Origin of the sequence: Eubacterium sp. AF19-12LB (assembly GCF_003479125.1) — a bacterium.
Lineage (GTDB): Bacteria > Bacillota > Clostridia > Lachnospirales > Lachnospiraceae > Eubacterium_U > Eubacterium_U album.
The window spans coordinates 1-19312 of sequence record NZ_QUGP01000002.1; the positions used below are offsets into that span (position 1 = coordinate 1).

General features: G+C 31.5%; 16 protein-coding genes. 13 read left to right on the plus strand and 3 right to left on the minus strand.

The features are described from left to right. Nucleotides 1–174 precede the first annotated feature (174 nt). The 7 genes from recJ (at nucleotide 175) to aspS (ending at nucleotide 10186) form a co-directional block, all read left to right on the plus strand. Nucleotides 175–1929: a single-stranded-DNA-specific exonuclease RecJ gene (recJ, locus tag DWX29_RS01680; protein WP_118565032.1), complete on the plus strand. Its 1755-nt coding sequence runs from the start codon at nucleotides 175–177 to the stop codon at nucleotides 1927–1929. 126 nt (nucleotides 1930–2055) lie between these two features. Further along, nucleotides 2056–2580: an adenine phosphoribosyltransferase gene (locus DWX29_RS01685; RefSeq protein WP_022088158.1), complete on the plus strand. Its 525-nt coding sequence runs from the start codon at nucleotides 2056–2058 to the stop codon at nucleotides 2578–2580. A gap of 111 nt (nucleotides 2581–2691) precedes the next feature. Next, nucleotides 2692–4956: a bifunctional (p)ppGpp synthetase/guanosine-3',5'-bis(diphosphate) 3'-pyrophosphohydrolase gene (locus DWX29_RS01690; protein ID WP_118565159.1), complete on the plus strand. Its 2265-nt coding sequence runs from the start codon at nucleotides 2692–2694 to the stop codon at nucleotides 4954–4956. Nucleotides 4957–4980: 24 nt separating this feature from the next. Beyond that, nucleotides 4981–5604, plus strand: coding sequence for an MBL fold metallo-hydrolase (locus DWX29_RS01695; protein WP_022088156.1), 624 nt, complete (start codon nucleotides 4981–4983; stop codon nucleotides 5602–5604). Beyond that, nucleotides 5601–7040, plus strand: coding sequence for a coproporphyrinogen dehydrogenase HemZ (gene hemZ / locus DWX29_RS01700; protein ID WP_118565033.1), 1440 nt, complete (start codon nucleotides 5601–5603; stop codon nucleotides 7038–7040). The genes DWX29_RS01695 and hemZ overlap by 4 nt, the downstream gene beginning before the upstream one ends. A 75-nt stretch (nucleotides 7041–7115) precedes the next feature. Beyond that, complete coding sequence (gene hisS / locus DWX29_RS01705; RefSeq protein ID WP_022088154.1) at nucleotides 7116–8375, plus strand: histidine--tRNA ligase; 1260 nt, start codon at nucleotides 7116–7118, stop codon at nucleotides 8373–8375. Between the two features lie 20 nt (nucleotides 8376–8395). Beyond that, nucleotides 8396–10186: an aspartate--tRNA ligase gene (gene aspS, locus DWX29_RS01710; protein ID WP_022088153.1), complete on the plus strand. Its 1791-nt coding sequence runs from the start codon at nucleotides 8396–8398 to the stop codon at nucleotides 10184–10186. A 72-nt stretch (nucleotides 10187–10258) separates the two neighbouring features. Here aspS and DWX29_RS01715 read toward each other — a convergent pair whose 3' ends face one another. Together DWX29_RS01715 and DWX29_RS01720 are read right to left on the minus strand one after the other, a co-directional pair. Next, nucleotides 10259–10537 (minus strand): DUF1294 domain-containing protein, encoded by a 279-nt coding sequence (locus tag DWX29_RS01715; RefSeq protein ID WP_117909233.1) that lies wholly within the window; start codon nucleotides 10535–10537, stop codon nucleotides 10259–10261. A 27-nt stretch (nucleotides 10538–10564) separates the two neighbouring features. Then, nucleotides 10565–11329, minus strand: a complete 765-nt coding sequence (locus DWX29_RS01720; RefSeq protein ID WP_118565034.1) for a hypothetical protein — start codon at nucleotides 11327–11329, stop codon at nucleotides 10565–10567. 292 nt (nucleotides 11330–11621) lie between these two features. Here DWX29_RS01720 and DWX29_RS01725 point away from each other — a divergent pair, with 292 nt between their 5' ends. The 5 genes from DWX29_RS01725 to DWX29_RS01745 all read left to right on the plus strand — a co-directional run bounded on the left by DWX29_RS01725 (nucleotide 11622) and on the right by DWX29_RS01745 (nucleotide 16340). Further along, nucleotides 11622–12590 (plus strand): hypothetical protein, encoded by a 969-nt coding sequence (locus tag DWX29_RS01725; protein WP_118565035.1) that lies wholly within the window; start codon nucleotides 11622–11624, stop codon nucleotides 12588–12590. Between the two features lie 251 nt (nucleotides 12591–12841). Further along, nucleotides 12842–14083, plus strand: a complete 1242-nt coding sequence (gene glyA, locus DWX29_RS01730; RefSeq protein ID WP_022088148.1) for a serine hydroxymethyltransferase — start codon at nucleotides 12842–12844, stop codon at nucleotides 14081–14083. A gap of 113 nt (nucleotides 14084–14196) precedes the next feature. Beyond that, nucleotides 14197–15615 (plus strand): VanZ family protein, encoded by a 1419-nt coding sequence (locus tag DWX29_RS01735; protein ID WP_118565036.1) that lies wholly within the window; start codon nucleotides 14197–14199, stop codon nucleotides 15613–15615. Between the two features lie 37 nt (nucleotides 15616–15652). Then, nucleotides 15653–15922 carry a hypothetical protein gene (locus DWX29_RS01740; protein ID WP_199522672.1) on the plus strand — a complete coding sequence of 90 codons (270 nt, stop codon included), beginning with the start codon at nucleotides 15653–15655 and terminating at the stop codon, nucleotides 15920–15922. 28 nt (nucleotides 15923–15950) lie between these two features. After that, nucleotides 15951–16340 (plus strand): hypothetical protein, encoded by a 390-nt coding sequence (locus DWX29_RS01745; RefSeq protein WP_347496331.1) that lies wholly within the window; start codon nucleotides 15951–15953, stop codon nucleotides 16338–16340. A 175-nt stretch (nucleotides 16341–16515) separates the two neighbouring features. Here the strand turns inward: DWX29_RS01745 and aroC are convergent, their stop codons facing one another. Then, nucleotides 16516–17616, minus strand: coding sequence for a chorismate synthase (gene aroC / locus DWX29_RS01750; RefSeq protein ID WP_118565037.1), 1101 nt, complete (start codon nucleotides 17614–17616; stop codon nucleotides 16516–16518). Between the two features lie 225 nt (nucleotides 17617–17841). Here aroC and DWX29_RS01755 point away from each other — a divergent pair, with 225 nt between their 5' ends. Beyond that, nucleotides 17842–19227: a hypothetical protein gene (locus tag DWX29_RS01755; protein WP_118565038.1), complete on the plus strand. Its 1386-nt coding sequence runs from the start codon at nucleotides 17842–17844 to the stop codon at nucleotides 19225–19227. Nucleotides 19228–19312 lie beyond the last annotated feature (85 nt).

Here is a 19312-nt window from a genome sequence, read left to right on the forward strand (position 1 = left end):
ACACAAATAGAGAGGGTATAGAACTGGCGAATGTATAATCACTGAGAAGAAGCGAAGCGGATTCGAAGTGTTATACACGGCGAAGCCATGTGCATAACACAAATAGAGAGGGTATAGAACTGGCGAATGTATAATCACTGAGAAGAAGCGAAATTTTAAACCTGAGGTTCAAATATGGAAAAATGGATTGTATTTGCAAAAAAAGCAGATTTTAATCAAATTGCAAAAAAATATAATATTAGTCCAATGTTGGCAAGAATTATAAGAAATAAGGATATAATAGAAGACAAAGATATTAAAGAGTATTTATATGGCGATATAAATGAACTCAATTCTCCATGGCTGCTAAAAGATATGGAAAAGGCTGTTGAAATAATAAAAATTAAGATAAGCCAGCAAAATAAAATAAGAATAATATGCGATTATGACATTGATGGTATTTGCTCAGGATATATTTTGCTTGATTCATTAGAAAAACTGGGGGCAAATGTCGATATTGTTGTACCACATAGAATTGAAGACGGATATGGAATTAACAAAGATTTAATAAAAAAAGCGTATGATGATGGAGTAGATACAATTTTAACTTGTGATAATGGAATTGCAGCATATGAGCAGGTTGAATATGCAAAATCACTTGGAATGACCATAGTTATAACAGACCATCATGAAGTACCGTTTGAAGAGAAAGACGGCACTAAGGAATATATTGTTCCAAATGCAGACGCAGTTGTTAATCCAAAACAGGCAGATTGTGAATATCCATTTAAAGAAATTTGTGGAGCGACAGTGGCTTATAAGCTGATTACAGCAATTATAAATTCAATGGGCAGGGAAATGAGTTCAACAAATTATTTGCTTGAATATGTTGCAATAGCAACTATTGGAGATGTGGTGGAATTACAGAATGAAAATAGAATAATTGTAAAATATGGTCTGGATTTACTTAGAAAATCAAAAAATATAGGATTAAATGCACTTATAGATGCTTGCAAATTAAATAAAAATATAATTGATTCGTACCATATAGGATTTGTAATCGGACCGTGTTTAAATGCAAGTGGACGACTTGATACAGCACGAAAGGCAGTTGCTTTGTTAAGAGAAAAAAATCAGGATAAAGCAAAAGACATAGCCACAGAATTGGTTGAATTAAATGACGAAAGAAAAAATTTAACTGAAGAGGGAACAAAGAAAGCTATAGAACAGGCTGAAAATTATAAAGAAGATAAAGTACTTGTTATTTATTTGAAAGACTGTCATGAAAGTATAGCAGGAATAATAGCAGGAAGAATTAGGGAAAAATATAATAAGCCATGTTTCGTGCTTACTAAAACGGCGACTGAGGTTAAAGGCTCAGGTCGTTCGATAGAAGAATATGATATGTATAAGGAACTAAGTAGGATAAAGGAATTGTTTACGAAATTTGGTGGTCATAAATTGGCTGCCGGACTTTCTTTACCACTGGAAAATGTTGATATATTAAGAGAAAAGTTAAATCAACTTACAACTCTTACGGATGACGACTTGTGTTCAAAAGTATGGATTGATATGCAACTACCAATTCCTTATATAACTAAAGAATTTGTAAACGAATTAGAAAAGTTAAAGCCTTTTGGAAAAGGAAACGAAAAGCCGTGTTTTGCTGAAAAAAATCTTAAAGTGAAAAATTTGAAAATCTTAGGCAAAGAAGGGAATGTTATAAAACTAAGTTTAAGGGATGAAAATAATTATGAAATCCCGGGAATAATATTCTCAAGAACAAGTGAATTTATGGAATTTGTAACAAATAAATTTGGAAATGAAGAGGTTAAAAAGGCTTTGCGTGGAATGGATAATAATATAACAATAATGGCTGTATTTTATCCAAACATAAATGAATACAATGGAAATACACAATTACAACTTGTTATAAACAGATTTAGTTAAAAATATAAGTTTTTAATTGTTATAATTGAGAAAAATGTCAAAATAAGGCATAATATAGGGAATGAGAGTATTGAAAAAAATGAAAAATAGAAATAAAATTAGTTATCATAATATTGGAGGATAAATATGCGTAAAGTAGAAGATTACATAAGAAGTATACCGGATTTTCCTGAACCGGGAATTATTTTTAGAGATATTACTACAGTAATGCAGGATTCTGATGGATTTAAGCTTGCAATAGATTCAATGGAAGATACAATTAAGGATTTAGATTTTGATGTGATTGCGGGATTAGAGTCAAGAGGATTTATGTTTGGAACACCTATAGCATATAATATGGGAAAACCATTTGTGCCAATTAGAAAAAAGGGAAAACTTCCATGTGAAACAATTAGTGAAGAGTATAGTCTTGAATATGGAACAGCTGAAATAGAAATTCATACTGACGCAATTAAAAAAGGACAGAAGGTCGTTATTGTTGATGATCTTATTGCAACAGGAGGAACTGTAGAAGCTGCAATAAAGTTAATTGAAAGATTAGGTGGAGAAGTTGTAGCGTGTGTATTCCTTACAGAATTAGTGGATCTTAAAGGTAGAGACGTGTTAGAAGGATATAGAGTAGAATCTATAGTTAAATTTGATGGAAAATAAATAGATATTTACGAAAGATGATCAAGTTGTCACACAATTATGATTATTACATCCTTTGCTATAGTAAAATTTGTATGAAGAAAGGGAAAATATATGAGCGACGACATAAAGATGAATGAATTAAAAATTGAAAATCATGGTGTGATTCCCAAAGAAGAAGAACATACAACGCCTGAGGAACTTTACGAAAGACTAGTTGAAAAAATAAAAAAATATCATCCTTCAGCAGGTGATTTGAAAATAATTGAAAAAGCATATAATATGGCAAGAGAAGCTCATAAAGAGCAGAAAAGAAAATCAGGTGAACCTTATATTATTCACCCTCTTTGTACTGCAATTATATTAGCAGATTTAGAGCTTGATAAAGAATCAATAGTTGCAGGTTTGTTACACGATGTTATGGAAGATACAAGTGTTACAAAAGAGCAGATTACTAAGGAATTTAGTGAAGAAGTAGCAGATCTTGTTGATGGTGTTACAAAGATTACAAAATTAGACTATGATGTTGATAAGGTTGAAGAACAGGCAGAAAATTTACGTAAGATGTTTCTTGCTATGGCAAAAGATATCAGGGTAATTTTGATAAAATTAGCAGACAGACTTCATAATATGAGAACATTACAGTATATGAAGCCTGAAAAACAAAAAGAAAAATCAAGAGAAACTATGGATATTTATTCTCCAATAGCGGATAGACTTGGTATTTCTAAAATTAAAATTGAACTTGATGACCTGGCTTTAAGATATTTGGAACCGGAAAAATATCGTGAGATAGTTGATGGCGTACATGAAAGACTTGAGCATAGAGAAGATTTTATGAATGATTTGATTGCCCAGGTCAAAACATATATTGAAAAAGCAGGAATTAAGGCAACAATCGGTGGAAGGGTAAAGCATTATTTTAGTATTTATAAAAAGATGGTAAACCAGCAAAAAACACTTGATCAGATTTACGATGTATTTGCGGTACGAATTATTGTTGACACAGTAATGGAATGTTATGGTGCATTAGGTGTAATTCATGAAAAGTATACTCCTGTACCGGGAAGATTTAAGGATTATATTGCCATGCCAAAGCCGAATATGTATCAGTCATTACATACAACGCTTATCGGACCAAATGGACAGCCTTTTGAAATACAGATTCGTACTTATGACATGCATAGAACTGCTGAATATGGTATCGCAGCACACTGGAAATATAAAGAAAATATTACAGGTGAATATAATGAAGAACAGAAAATCAGCTGGTTAAGACAGATCCTTGAATGGCAGAGAGATTTGTCTGATAACAGAGAATTCTTAAGCCTCTTAAAAGATGATTTAAATATGTTTTCTGACAGCGTTTACTGTTTTACACCTAACGGCGATGTTAAAAATCTTCCGGCAGGCTCAACACCTATAGACTTTGCTTACAGCATTCATAGTGCAGTAGGTAATAAGATGGTAGGGGCAAGAGCAAATGGAAAAATGGTAAACATTGATTATAAGATTCAAAATGGTGACCGTGTAGAAATTGTTACATCTAATAACTCAACAGGCCCAAGTATGGATTGGTTGAAAATTGTAAAAAGTACACAGGCTAAGAACAAAATTAATCAATGGTTTAAGCAACAGAATAAAGAAGAAAATATTATTAAAGGTAAAGATTTAATAGATAAATACTGTAAAGCAAAAGCAATTGTTTTATCAGATATTATGAAACCTGAATTTACTGATAAGGTTCGTTTGAAATACGGATTTAAGGACTGGGATTCAGTAGTTGCATCTGTAGGTCATGGTGGATTAAAAGAAGGACAGATTGTAAATAAACTTCTTGATGAATATAACAAAGTTCATAAGACGATTGTAAGCGATAAAGATGTATTAGATTCAGTTGATGACAATAAGAACAATGGAATCAGAAAAACTACTTCAAAGAGTGGAGTTATTGTTGAAGGAATGAATGATGTGGCTGCAAGATTTTCTAAATGTTGTAGTCCGGTTCCGGGTGACGAAATTGTTGGATTTGTTACGAGAGGTCGAGGATTATCGATACATAGAACAGATTGTACGAACATCATTAATTTGCCTGATATAGAAAGAGGCAGATTGATTGAAGCAAGCTGGGCTGAAGATGAAACAAAACAGACAGGAAAATATAATTCTGAAATTACTATTTATGCTAATAACAGAATTGGTATTTTAGCAGATTTATCAAAAGTATTTACTGAAAGAAAAATTGATGTTTTAAGCATAAACAGTAGAACAAGCAAGTCAGGAGTTGCTACAATATCAATGACTTTCCAGATTCAGGGAACAGATGAATTAAGAGAACTTATTGCAAAAATAAGAACAATTGACAGCATCATTGATATTGAAAGAACTACAGGCTGATGTAATAAAAATGGGAGAAGTTAAATGGCAGAGTTAGAAATAAAATGTTTGACAGTTAGCAGTTGCTATACAAATTGTTATGTATGCTGCAACAAGGATACAAAAGAAGGATTCATTGTGGACCCGGGTGATGATTTTGTTAAAATAACAAATTATATTAATTCAATGGATATGAAAGTGGTTGCAATCATCCTTACACATGGTCATTTTGACCATATCGGAGCAGTAGACAAGCTTAAAGAAAGATATGATTTAACAGTATATGCTTCTGAGGCAGAAAAGGACACAATAACAGATACTACAAAAAATCTTACAAGTTATTTCGGAGAACCATTTACAGTTACTCCAGATGTTTATTTAAAAGATGGACAGGAAATTGAAATAGCAGGAATTTTGATGAATATGATATTAACACCCGGTCATACAGAGGGAAGCTGCTGTTATTATTTGCCAAATCATGGCTTGTTATTTAGCGGAGATACATTATTTCAGGCAAGCCGTGGAAGAACGGATTTTCCGGGTGGAAGTGATAGCCAGATTATTAATTCCATTAAAACAAAATTATTAGTACTTCCTGACGAAACTGTTGTTTTACCGGGACATATGGATAGTACAAAAATTGAATTTGAAAAAGGATTTTACAGATGATAGATATACAGATTATGCCTGAACAGTTTGCATATGATGTGCAGTCATTAGTTAAAGCCTTTTATTCAGAACATGATTTTAAAGTAAACCAGGTTGTAGATAATTCTTATAGGATTGTTAAGGTTTATTTTGAAAATGAAATAAGATTTGAACTATATGATAATGATAAAAAGCTTTTTGAAGGATATGAAAAATGCGACTTTTCAAATAGAAAAGAGACAAAGAATATTCTTAAAAAGCTTTTATATCGTGGAATGCAAATTGATACAGGAAAAGAATTGCCGTGGGGAGATTTGACGGGAATCAGACCTGCAAAAATACCGGCACTTCTTTATGAAGAAGGAAAAAAAGAAGAAGAAATCAGAAGATATATGAAAGAAACGTATATGATTTCTGATGAAAAATTAGATTTGGCAATGTATATTGCAAAAAGAGAACATGAAATTTTAAAGGATATAAATTATAAACAGGGTTATAGCCTTTATATTGGTATTCCATTTTGCCCAACAAGATGTCTTTATTGCTCGTTTACATCATATCCTGTTTCATTTTACAAAGATAAAACAGATACATATGTTGATGCATTGATAAAAGAAATAGAATATGTAGGAAGCAGATTAAAAGACAGGGAACTTAATAGTGTTTATATTGGTGGGGGAACACCAACAACACTAGAGCCTTATCAGCTTGATAAATTAGTTACAGCATTAAAAGATAATTTTGATTTTTCAACTGTTAAGGAGTTTACGGTTGAAGCGGGACGACCTGATAGTATTACATCAGATAAACTAGATATGTTAAAAAAACATAATGTATCAAGAATATCAATTAACCCACAAACAATGAATCAGGAAACTTTAGATATAATTGGAAGAAGACATACTGTAGAGCAGGTTATTAAAGCCTTTAATCTTGCAAGAGAAAAAGGCTTTGATAATATAAATATGGACTTTATAATAGGACTTCCTAATGAGACGGTAGATATGGTTAGACATTCAATGGAGGAGACGAAAAAACTTAATCCGGAAAGTCTTACAGTACATTCATTAGCAGTAAAAAGAGCAGCCAGACTTAATACTGAAAAAGAAAAATATCAGGATTATACTTATGAAAATAATTCTAAATTAATGAATATTACAATGGATTACTCAAAAGAAATGAATATGAAACCGTATTATTTATATAGACAAAAGAATATGGCTGGAAATCAGGAAAATGTCGGATATTCAGTTTATGGCAAAGAATGCCTGTATAATATTTTGATGATGGGAGACAGACAGGATGTTTTTGCACTTGGAGCGGGCGGCACAACGAAAATTATGTCAGAAGACAGATTAAGTGCAAAAAGAATAGATAATGTAAAGAATGTAGACCAATATATTGATAGAATTGATGAAATGATTGCTAGAAAAAAAGAATACTTTGACAAATTATAAATAAAAGGTTGAGTATTTCACAAAAAGAGTGTAAAATTTTATAGTTAAATCAGTGTTAAATAGAGGAGAAATAAGATGGCCTTAAGTAAAAAACCGGTTACCGGAATGAAAGAAATTCTTCCGGAGGAAATGAAGATAAGAAACTACGTAATGGACGTAATTAAAGAAACATATAGTGCTTTTGGATTTACTCAGATAGAAACACCTTGTGTTGAAAATATTGCTAACTTAAGTAACAAGCAGGGTGGAGAAAATGAAAAGCTGATTTTTAAGATTTTAAAAAGAGGAGAAAAATTAAATCTTGAAACAGCACAGACAGAAATGGATGTTGTTGATAATGGTTTGAGATATGATTTGACAGTACCTCTTGTTAGATTTTATTCAAATAATGCAAATAATCTTCCTTCACCATTTAAGGCACTCCAGATGGGCAATGTATGGAGAGCTGACAGACCACAGAGAGGAAGATATCGTCAGTTTATGCAGTGCGATATTGATATATTAGGTGAACCAAGTAATCTTGCAGAAATCGAACTTATTCTTGCAACAACAACAACGCTTGGCAAACTTGGATTCAAGAATTTCCAGATTCGTATTAACGAAAGAAGAATCTTAAAGGCAATGGCTGCATATAGTGGATTCCCGGAAGAAAGTTATGATAGTGTATTTATCATTCTTGATAAGATGGATAAGATTGGACTTGAAGGTGTAAAAGAAGAACTTATTAAGTATGATTTTGATGAAGAATCAGTAGAAAAATACACAAATTTATTCAAAGAAATTGAAAACAAAGAAAATCCGGTTACTTATTTAGCAGAAAAATTAGACGGATTTATGGACGATGACGTAAAGCAGTGGATGGAAGAAATTATTGATAGTGTAAGAGCTACTAAAGCTTCAGAATTTGAAATAGTATTTGATCCAACATTGGTTAGAGGAATGTCATATTATACAGGAACAATATTTGAAATTGCAATCCCTGAATTTGGCGGAAGCTGCGGTGGCGGTGGACGTTACGATAAGATGGTTGGTAATTTTACAGGAAGAGATGTTCCTGCGTGTGGATTTTCTATTGGATTTGAAAGAATCGTTTTATTGTTAATGGAACAGGGATTTAAAGTTCCAACAGAGAATAAGAAGGTAGCTTATTTAATAGAAAAAGGTGTTAATGGTGAAAGATTATGTGAAGTAATCGCTAAAGCACAGGAAGAAAGAAAAACAGGAAATCAGGTTCTTGTTGCAAGAATGAATAAGAACAAAAAATTCCAGAAGAGTCAGTTAGAAGAACAGGGATATAATGAATTTAAAGAATTTTATAAAAATCCTTTAGCATAAAGAAAAATAGGAGGAGAGTCATGGCAGAATCAATGCAGGGACTTCATAGAAGTCACAGATGTACAGAAGTATCAAACAAAAATATTGGTGAAACAGTTACAGTTATGGGCTGGGTTCAGAAGAAAAGAAATTTAGGAAGTCTTATTTTCGTAGATTTAAGAGACCGTTCAGGTCTTCTTCAGCTTGTATTTGATGATAATGACAAAGAAGTATTTGAAAAAGCAGGAAAATTAAGAAACGAATTCGTAATTGCTGCTGTAGGAACTGTAAATAAGAGAGCAGGTTCAGTTAATGAATCTATGGAAACAGGTGATATTGAAATAAATGTTACAAGTTTAAGAATTTTATCTGAATCAGAGACACCCCCAATTCCGGTAGATGATGATGCAAATACAAAAGATGAATTAAGACTTAAATATAGATATCTTGATTTAAGAAAACCTCATTTACAGAAAAATCTTAAGTTAAGATCAGATGTAACAACATTTGTTAGAAAGTTTATGGCAAATGAAGGATTTCTTGAAATTGAGACACCTATTCTTAACAGAAGTACACCAGAAGGTGCGAGAGATTACTTAGTGCCTAGCCGTGTTCATCCGGGAACATTTTATGCACTTCCTCAGTCACCACAGGTATTAAAACAGCTTCTTATGTGTTCAGGATGTGATAGATATTTTCAGGTAGCAAAATGCTTTAGAGATGAAGATTTAAGAGCAGACAGGCAGCCTGAATTTACACAGCTTGATATGGAATTATCATTTGTTGATGTAGATGATATTTTAGATGTTAATGAAAGAATGCTTCAGGCATTATGGAAAGAAGTATTAGGAGTAGATGTTACATTGCCACTTCCAAGAATGACATGGCAGGAAGCAATGGACAGATACGGTTCAGATAAGCCTGATACACGTTTTGGAATGGAACTTATCAATGTTACTGACGTTGTTAAGGATTGCGGATTTGGTGTATTTTCAGGAGCAGTAGCAAATGGTGGAACTGTTCGTGGTTTAAATGCTAAAGGACAGGGTGAAATGGCAAGAAAGAAAATTGATGCCCTTGTTGAATTTGTAAAGACTTATGGCGCAAAAGGTCTTGCCTATATTGCAATGCATGAAGATGGAACAATTAAATCTTCATTTGCTAAATTTATGACAGAAGAAGAAATGAATAATCTTATTGCCGCTATGGGTGGAGAACCTGGAGATTTATTGTTATTTGCTGCAGATAAGAATAAAGTTGTATGGGATTCTCTTGGAGCATTAAGACTTGAACTTGCAAAACAGATGGATATAATTCCTGAAGGAAAATGGAACTTCTTATGGATTACAGAATTTCCACAGTTTGAATGGTCAGATGAACAGGGAAGATTCCTTGCAATGCATCATCCATTTACAATGCCTATGGAAGAAGATATTCAGTATTTGATTTCTGATCCGGGACGTGTTCGTGCGAAAGCTTATGATATTGTATTAAATGGTACAGAATTAGGTGGCGGTAGTGTGAGAATTCATCAGGCAGATGTACAGGCTAAGATGTTTGAAGCACTTGGATTTACACCTGAACAGGCAAATGAAAAATTTGGTTTCTTATTGACTGCATTTAAATACGGTGTACCTCCACACGCAGGACTTGCTTATGGATTAGACAGACTTGTAATGCATATGGCAGGAGAAGATAATATTCGTGAAGTTATCGCTTTCCCTAAAGTAAAAGATGCATCATGTCTTATGACAGATGCACCAAATGTAGTTGATGATGTTCAGTTACAGGAACTTCAGATTAAATTAGATTTGAAAGAAAAAGAACAGTAAGAATTAATGTTATAGTGTTTAATTATACTGATGTCTTTTGAATATTAATTTGAATTTTTATAAGAAAGTATATTAGAATTCAATTATTCCTAAAATATACAGAATGATAATAACATTTATAATAAAACAAACAGGCACTCCAATAATGAATTTGGGGTGCTTTGTTTTATGCCTGAAAAACTGCATTCCAAGAAATGCACCCACCGAGCCACCAATAAATGCAGAAAAAATTAAAGTGTTTTCACTTATTCTAAATTTATGCTTTATAGCCTTCTGTTTATCAATTCCATAAAGAATAAATGCTGAAATATTTATTATCAATAAATACAAAATAAGTAATTCATATTTCATAGGTACCTCACTTTCTGTAAATAAAAATTAATAGTTGCAGCGAAGCTTTCTGACTTCGTCTTGGAGTTTTCCGGTATAATCAGCTAATTCATTGTATTGATTAGTGATGCTAGTCTGAATTTCTTTTAAATTTTCAATTTCTGAATTTTTATCATCTAATATTTGGTTGAAATAAGCCTGTAATTTTTCTAATTCCTTATCAGTGTGCTTTGTTAGATTAGATGATGAATCAGGATTAGAAGAATTATACTGTTTAGATAATAAATTTACAATAGAATAATCTGAATTTACACTGTATATATCAAAATCCTGTGAAGAATAGAATACAAATAAATATAATAAAGAATCGTATGAAAATACATTAAAACCGGAAATTATTTTGTCTGATTTTAACAACGTAAAATCTTTGGCAAATGTTGTGTATCTGCTAACCCTTATGGAAAAATGACTGTCTTTTAAATTATGACTGCAATAAAAAATGTTCAGGCAATTATAAAATTGAATAAATTTGAAATTTGTATTTTCAATATTAGAACTTGGAACATTTCCTTCAATGATATAATCTTCACGTATATTAAGGTTATCCATTGAAGAAATAACGGTCTGATGATTAAGGGATATGTAATGAATGAGTTTTAAATCAGAACAAATATCAAAATCAGACTCTACATCAGTAAAAATAATTCCGTGATTTCGGATTCTTCCTGAATTAATTGAGTACATAGTAACTTTTTCATTTTCTAAATAAAATATAACCGGTTGTCCGGATTCTAATTGTGTAATTTTATACATACAAATACTCCTTTTAATATCTTTTAAATCACTATTGTGGGAGATGAAATAACTATAAGAAAGAGCATTTGTCACCGCCGGTTCAAATTGACAGATATATTTTGCTTAGGACTAAAAGTCCTAATAGCAAAATATATTTGGAAATTTAGAACTGCTGCGAGTGACAAGCAGCGCGAGCGTTCTTTCGATAATTATTTCATCTCCCACAATTATGTAATAAAATATATTCTTGAAAATGAACATTATGAATATTTTGGCATAAAATAAAGTAAACAAAATATGGAGATACAATATGTCAGAGTACAAGGTGATGGATTGCGATGAGTGCTGTAACTGTTGTAAAAGAGAGTGTGATGTTTGCATCAGACCATCTTGCGGGGAGCCGGAAGAATTATCTGTGTTTGCTCCTGTAATATATGATGAAGTAGGAATTAACCTCTGTAGAACGATAACTATTCCGCAGAATATTTTGACTCAATATCCTACAACAAGTTATGTTCAATTATTAGTTGCAAATATAAAAATATACTCAGGAAAAGGATTTTTAACAGGAGAAGAAGAAAATGTTGAGTATACAGAAGAAGAACAGCAGGAGATGGGAAATCCACCTGTATTTTCAACTGTAACTACAATACCGGGAAGAGCAAATTGCTTAAGGGTAAAATTAACGGATTTAAGAGTTGTGTTTAATGTAAGATTATTTGACAGTTGCAAAAAATATCTTGCTACAGTACCACTAGAGGCTGTATATCTTCCAGCTGTAGGAACTACGAATTACGATCCTGATACAAATCCAAGGAGTGTAACAGTAGATATGTATGCACCGTATGGAGCATCCTCTGTTTATAATGAATATTTTATTAATTATGTAGGATTTAATATGTATTATAATACAGTGGAAAATGGAATTAATATGAATGCAGTTGCTAAAGTTATGGAGTTTGATCCGGCAACAGGTACAATGTCAGCAGGCATAACATTATATTTGAGAACTGTATACTATGAAGCATATAAATTTAATACAATTGGAAAAACTATACCACCTAAAATGAATACACATGAAGCTGAAAGTAATCCATGTCTAAAATTTGTAGAGGGTGATTTGCTACTTCAGAATGTTAAACCATTAGAATTAGAGCCACCTAAATGTGAAGGAAAAAAGAAGGCAGAATGTAAAGAAAGAAATGAAATAAATCAATGCATAAAAAAAATCCTAAATAATTGCTACAGCGAAAGCGAGGATGAAGAAGCAGGTCAGTAGCGTTCAATGGATTGTTTATTAAAATACCCATAGTTGAAAACTAATGGAACTGCTAAGACAAACCAAAATTTGATGTTAGTAATGAAACTGTGGGTATTTTTGTAATTAAAAATAAATAAACAGGAAAGATAACTATTAACATTAAACTTTACATTTGTTAGTTAAAAAATAACAAATTTTTAAAAATAGTTTTAAATTTGGCTTTAATGTGATAAAGTGTTAGTAGTTTGACAAATTTAGGAGGTAAGATTATGTTTACATTTGAAGAAGTACAGAAAGTTGATCCGGAAGTTGCAGCAGCTATTGCTCAGGAAAATGACAGACAGCAGAGCCATTTGGAGCTTATTGCATCTGAAAATATTGTTAGTAAAGCAGTTATGGCAGCAATGGGTAGTCAGCTTACAAATAAATACGCAGAAGGATACCCGGGAAAAAGATATTATGGTGGATGCGAGTATGTTGATATCGTAGAAACACTTGCAATTGAAAGAGCAAAGAAGTTATTTGGATGTACATATGCTAATGTTCAGCCACATTCAGGAGCACAGGCTAACTTTGCAGTATTCTTTGCACTTGTAAAACCGGGCGATACAGTAATGGGAATGAGTCTTGATGCAGGCGGACATTTAACACATGGAAGTAAGGTTAATGTATCAGGAACATATTTTAATATTGTTCCTTACGGTGTAAATGACGAAGGCTACATAGATTATGATGAAGTATTAAAGATTGCTAAGGAAGCAAAGCCAAAGCTTATTGTTGCAGGTGCAAGTGCTTACCCAAGAGCAATTGATTTTAAGAAATTTAGAGAAATTGCAGATGAAGTAGGTGCATATTTAATGGTAGATATGGCACACATCGCAGGTCTAGTTGCAGGTGGACAACATATGAGCCCAATTCCATATGCTCATGTAACAACAACTACAACTCATAAGACACTTCGTGGACCAAGAGGTGGATTAATTTTATCAAGTGAAGAATTTGCTACAGAACATAAATTAAATAAGGCAATTTTCCCAGGAATTCAGGGTGGCCCTTTAATGCATGTAATAGCAGGTAAGGCAGTATGTTTCAAGGAAGCATTAGACCCATCATTTAAAGAATATGCTAAGAACATTGTTGATAATGCATCAGCTTTAGCTAATGGTTTAACAAGCAGAGGATTTGACCTTGTTTCAGGTGGTACAGATAATCATTTAATGCTTGTTGATTTAAGAAGCAAGAATATTACAGGTAAGGAATTTGAAATCGCATTAGATGCTGCAAACATTACATGTAACAAGAATGCAATTCCAAATGACCCACAGAAACCTGGCATTACAAGTGGTGTACGTATTGGAACACCTGCAATTACAACAAGAGGCTTAGATACTTCAGATATGGATTTAGTTGCACAAGCTATGACATTAATTGCAGATGATGCTAATGCAAATCAGGAAAAAGCAAAAGAAATTGTTAAAGGACTTACAGATAAGTATCCTTTATATAAATAATTTTTGCTTATAAATATTTAAGATTTATTAATAAATGTATTTTTATAATAAGTCTATGGTAGAATGATGCCATAGACTTATTTTTTTAGGAAAATGTATGGAGGTAACAAAAAATGAGAGTGATTGATTTAATATCAAAGGCAAAAGAATATCTGGTTGCAGGGATTGTTATAGTTGCCATATTAGCAATTATTATAGCTGTTGGTTATTTTATAGTGTATAAGAAGATTTTAAATGGCAAAAAGCAAATAAATAAGAATAGTGTAATATGGTTAATTATATTTGGAGTTTATTTAGCTGTTGTGTTGATGGCAACTATGCTTGATAGAATTTCAACAATGGGATTCAGAAAAAATATAATTCCATTATTTTATTCTTATAAATCAGCATGGAATAATTTCTCGGCTATTGAATGGAGAAACATTATTCTAAACATTTGTATGTTTATTCCATTTGGTCTTTTGCTTCCGTTTGGAATTAAAAAGGCAAAATACTGGTGGGTTACATATGTCTGTGGGTTAATTTTTACAGTCTTAATTGAAAGTGTGCAGCTTATTACAGGAAGAGGCGTATTTGAATGTGACGATGTGTTCAACAATTTGTTAGGAGCAATGATTGGATATGGTTTTTATGTTTTAATAGCTTATATTTATGCATGCAATAAAGGAAATAAGAGTGGAATTAAAAAAGTAATATTTAGTTTTGCTCCTTTATTTGGCACGATTATAATGTTTGGTACAATATTTGGAATATATAATTCACAGGAATTTGGAAATTTGAACCTAAATTATATTACAAAAGCAAATGTAAAAAATGTATCGACAAATGAAAAGTTAAGCAATGAAAAAGCAACATATCCTGTTTATATGGTTGAAGGTACAAATAAAGAAAAATCGAAACAATTTGCCAAAGAATTTTTGGAAAATGTTGGAGACAAATTGGATGATTCTTTGACAGATTTGTATGACGAAACAGCTATTTATCATGGAGAAATAGGTAATGTATCTGTTGAATATATAGATGGTACATATACATATACGGATTTCAGTATATATTTTGATGATGAAGAAGAGGATGGAACGACAAAAACTGACTCGCAGGTAACGGAAGATAAACTTAGAGAAATGTTAAAAGATTATGGTGTTTATATTCCGGCAGGTTGTACATTTGAAAATAAAGGTGACGGAATATATTCTCTTAGTGCAGATAAAATTATTGAAGATGAAATTATGTATAATGGAACAATTGAAGCAACTTGCTATCAGGGAGATAAGATAGGAGATATAAATTATAATATAGTTAAATGTAAGAAGTTAAAAGATGTGAAATGTATTTCATTAAGGGATGCTTATGATATGATTAAAGAAGGAAAGTTTAATTATTATTCAAATGAAGAACTTGATGTTAAAGTAAAAAATGTGGGTGTAGATTATTTTACTGACACAAAAGGATATTATCAGCCGGTATATGTTTTTAATGTTGATATGAATGGTGAAGAAACCCAGATAGATATACCTGCACTTAAGAAGTAATGAATGTAATAAAACTTTATGAAGAGGTGACAAACATATGAAATCAAAATCAGAAAAGAGTATTGACCTATATTATATGTTGTTAAAGCGTGGATATCCGGAAGAATTTTGTGACCAAATCACAAAAAACTTAAACACTGATTGGACAGCACAGCGTATGATAGGTTATCTGTCGCATTATGATAAACTTCCGCTTGAGGAGATAGTAGATGAAATGTTGGCAATACTTAGCGATAGAAATAGAATTATGATGAAACATGATTTGGAAGAGTCTAATGCAAGATGGAATGATTACTTGAATAGATAGAGTCTTATTTGCTAATACTACAAACATGATGATCAGAAATTTTTTAAAGTGTGGAATAGCAGGTTGGTGTATGGAGGTCGTTTGGACGTCCATAATGGGAATAAAGAATCATGACAGAAAAATGATGGGAAAGACCTCAATATGGATGTTCCCAATATATGGACTAGGTGCAGTTATTAAACCGCTAAGTAGAAAAATTAGAAAATTTAATATGATATTTAGGGGATTTATTTATATGGCTGGAATTTACTTCGTGGAATTTATTTCGGGAACGATATTACAACGAAAGAACTGCTGCCCATGGAATTATAGCAAATGTAAATATAACATAAAGGGAGTTGTGCGCCTAGATTATGCACCTTTGTGGTTTATGGCAGGGCTTCTTTTAGAAAAAGTGGTAAATAAACAGGAAAAATAATAAAATCAAAAAATAAATGGGCAGATAGGATGAAACCTTGATGCCCATTTATTTACTAAAAAAATTAATATAAACAATTATTTCTTTTAATTTTATAAGACTTATTAAATAAAATTTATCAAAATAAATTTGTATAAAAAACTAATTTTTATATTATAAAAGATATTAAAATAATTTATTTCTTAAAGAAATCTATAATGTCATCCATTTTAGAAGTCATTGACATAAATAACATATCTACTAATGTAAGAGCTACCATTGATTCTACAACAACTACGGCTCTAGGAACAATTATTGGGTCGTGTCTTCCGTGAATGCTGATTTCTATTTCTTCGTTTGATTTATTAACTGTACTCTGAGTTTTAGCAATAGAAGGAGTAGGCTTGACTGCAGCTCTTAAAACAATATCTGAGCCATCGCTTATTCCACCAAGTATTCCTCCGGCATGATTTGTGGATTTGACAATTCTATCATTTTCTATTTTGAAGTTATCATTGTTTTCTGAACCGCAAGCAGAGGCAACGGCAAATCCATCTCCGATTTCAACACCTTTAACAGCTCCGATAGACATGACAGCCTTTGCTAAATTTGCATCAAGTTTTTCAAATACAGGTTCACCAACTCCGGCAGGCATATTTTTAACAACGCATTCAATAATGCCACCAACGGAATCAGTATCAGCAATTTTTTCTTTTAATAGTTCCTGAGCTTTAGCAGAAGCTTCTTTGTCAGGCATATATAAAGTGTCTTTTAAAATATTATCTTTATCAAGTTTGTTATAATCTATTTCTACATTACCAATTGATTTAGAGTAGGTAGTAATAGATATGCCAAGCTGGTTTAAAATTTTTGAAGCAATGGCACCTGCTGCAACTCGTCCGATAGTTTCGCGTCCTGAAGAGCGTCCGCCACCACGATAATCCCTAAAACCAAATTTTTCGTCAAATGTATAATCGGCATGTCCCGGACGATAATAATTTGCAATTTCGCTGTAATCTTTTGAACGTTGTTCTTTGTTACGCACAATCATTGAAATAGGTGTTCCTGTAGTTTTCCCTTCAAATACACCTGAAAGAATCTCTACAAGGTCGCCTTCATTTCGCTGAGTAGTGAAAGCAGACTGACCTGGTTTTCTTCTGTCTAAAAATATCTGAATATCTTCTTCGCATAAAGAAAGACCGGCAGGACAACCGTCAACTACAACACCTAAAGCTTTTCCGTGGGATTCTCCCCATGTGCTTATTTTTAATGTATTACCATATGTTGAACCAAACATAATGAGCCTCCTAATTGTAATCAGAAGTGTTTAACAAATAAATTTGTGTAAACTTTTGAGTAAAATTCATAATATATCTTCTGTAAATTTGCTTGTATTAGTATAACAAGATATTACAGATGAATCAAATATAAAGTTTGTTATTTTTGTTGACTGATTAAATATGCACATATATAATTAAAATGTAACAAAACAATATGTTGTATTATAATTATGGAGGAAATTATGAAAAAAATTTATAGTTTGATTTTAGGAATGCTATTTTTTATGGTATTTGGAAGTAATGTTGAGGCTTATGCAAATTGGGAAAGCTATTTTGGATGTAATAATGGATGGTATGAAGCAGCAAGTGGTTCTGAAATATATCAAAATGATGACAAATGGAAAGTGCATTTAGATGAAATAGGATATGGGGGATGTTGGGGAGCACAGATGATTAATAAAAATGTAAATGTTAAAAAGGGAAAAACGTATAAAATTAGATTTAATATAGAGTCGACTGATTGTGATAAGTTGATTTTTTTTAGAATCTCGAATTATGATAATATTGGGTATGGCGATTGGATTCAGTTAAAGAAAGGTAAAAAAGAAAAATATTGTTGTGTTTTTGAAGCAGCTTGTGATGCAAATTCCATCTGTTTTGGCTTAGGCGGAGATTTAGGTGATGGTAGATCTAAAAATATGATAGATGAAACAAATATAAATACAAAGTATGATGAATTAATATACGATGCTAATGCATTAAGTTCAACATCAATAGAATGTGAATCTTTTTTAATAGAAGAATATTTAACTAAATATGATGGAAGAACGTCTATTAATTCTATCAAAAAAAATAATAAAAATAAGATGACAGTAAAAATTAGAAAAATGGATGTTGCAATTAATTACGAAGTTCAAGTATCCGATAGTGCAAAATTTCCAAAGAAAAAAAGTAAAATATATAAAACGAAAAGTGAAAATTTAGAAGTAAAAGGTTTAAAAAAGAATAAAACTTATTATGTTAGAGCTAGAACAAATTGTAATATGGAATATAGTAAAGGGATAAAAACAATTTGGTCACCAATAATAAAACTTGATTCCAATAATAAAGAATTAAATAAAAAAGATATACTAGCACAAAATTATGAAAGAATAAAAAATTACATAAAAAAATATGGATATGTAAACAAAAATGGAAACAAAATTATAAAACGAGATTTAAAAATAAAAAATGGAAAGTGCTCATTGTATTTAGAAGATGTAGGGGATTGTGCAATTAGTTTTATTTTAATGGATAAAAGCAAACATAAAAAAATGGAGAATATTGTGCAATTAGATTTAAATTATAAAAAATTAGACAATGTTAAGGCAGTGGTTGTATATAAAGATTCAGAAGACTTAAATTATTTTACTGCAAGTTCAACTATTAATGCATATATGTATAAAAAGAAAAAAGTGTATTCAATTAAATTTAAAGATAGGTTTGGATTGCCTTATGGCGATGCTGAACAATTGGCAAGACAATGTATTGAAGCAGGAGTTGAAGGACTAGATTTATTAGCTTTATATACAGGAAAAAATAATTTATATGAGTTAGGATTTGAAAATTACCAAAATAATTTTAATTAAATAAATATTAAAATTCGGTTTACGTGAAATTATTAAAAAGTAGATAGTTATTATGCAACACAAATATTCGATGATGCTAAATATT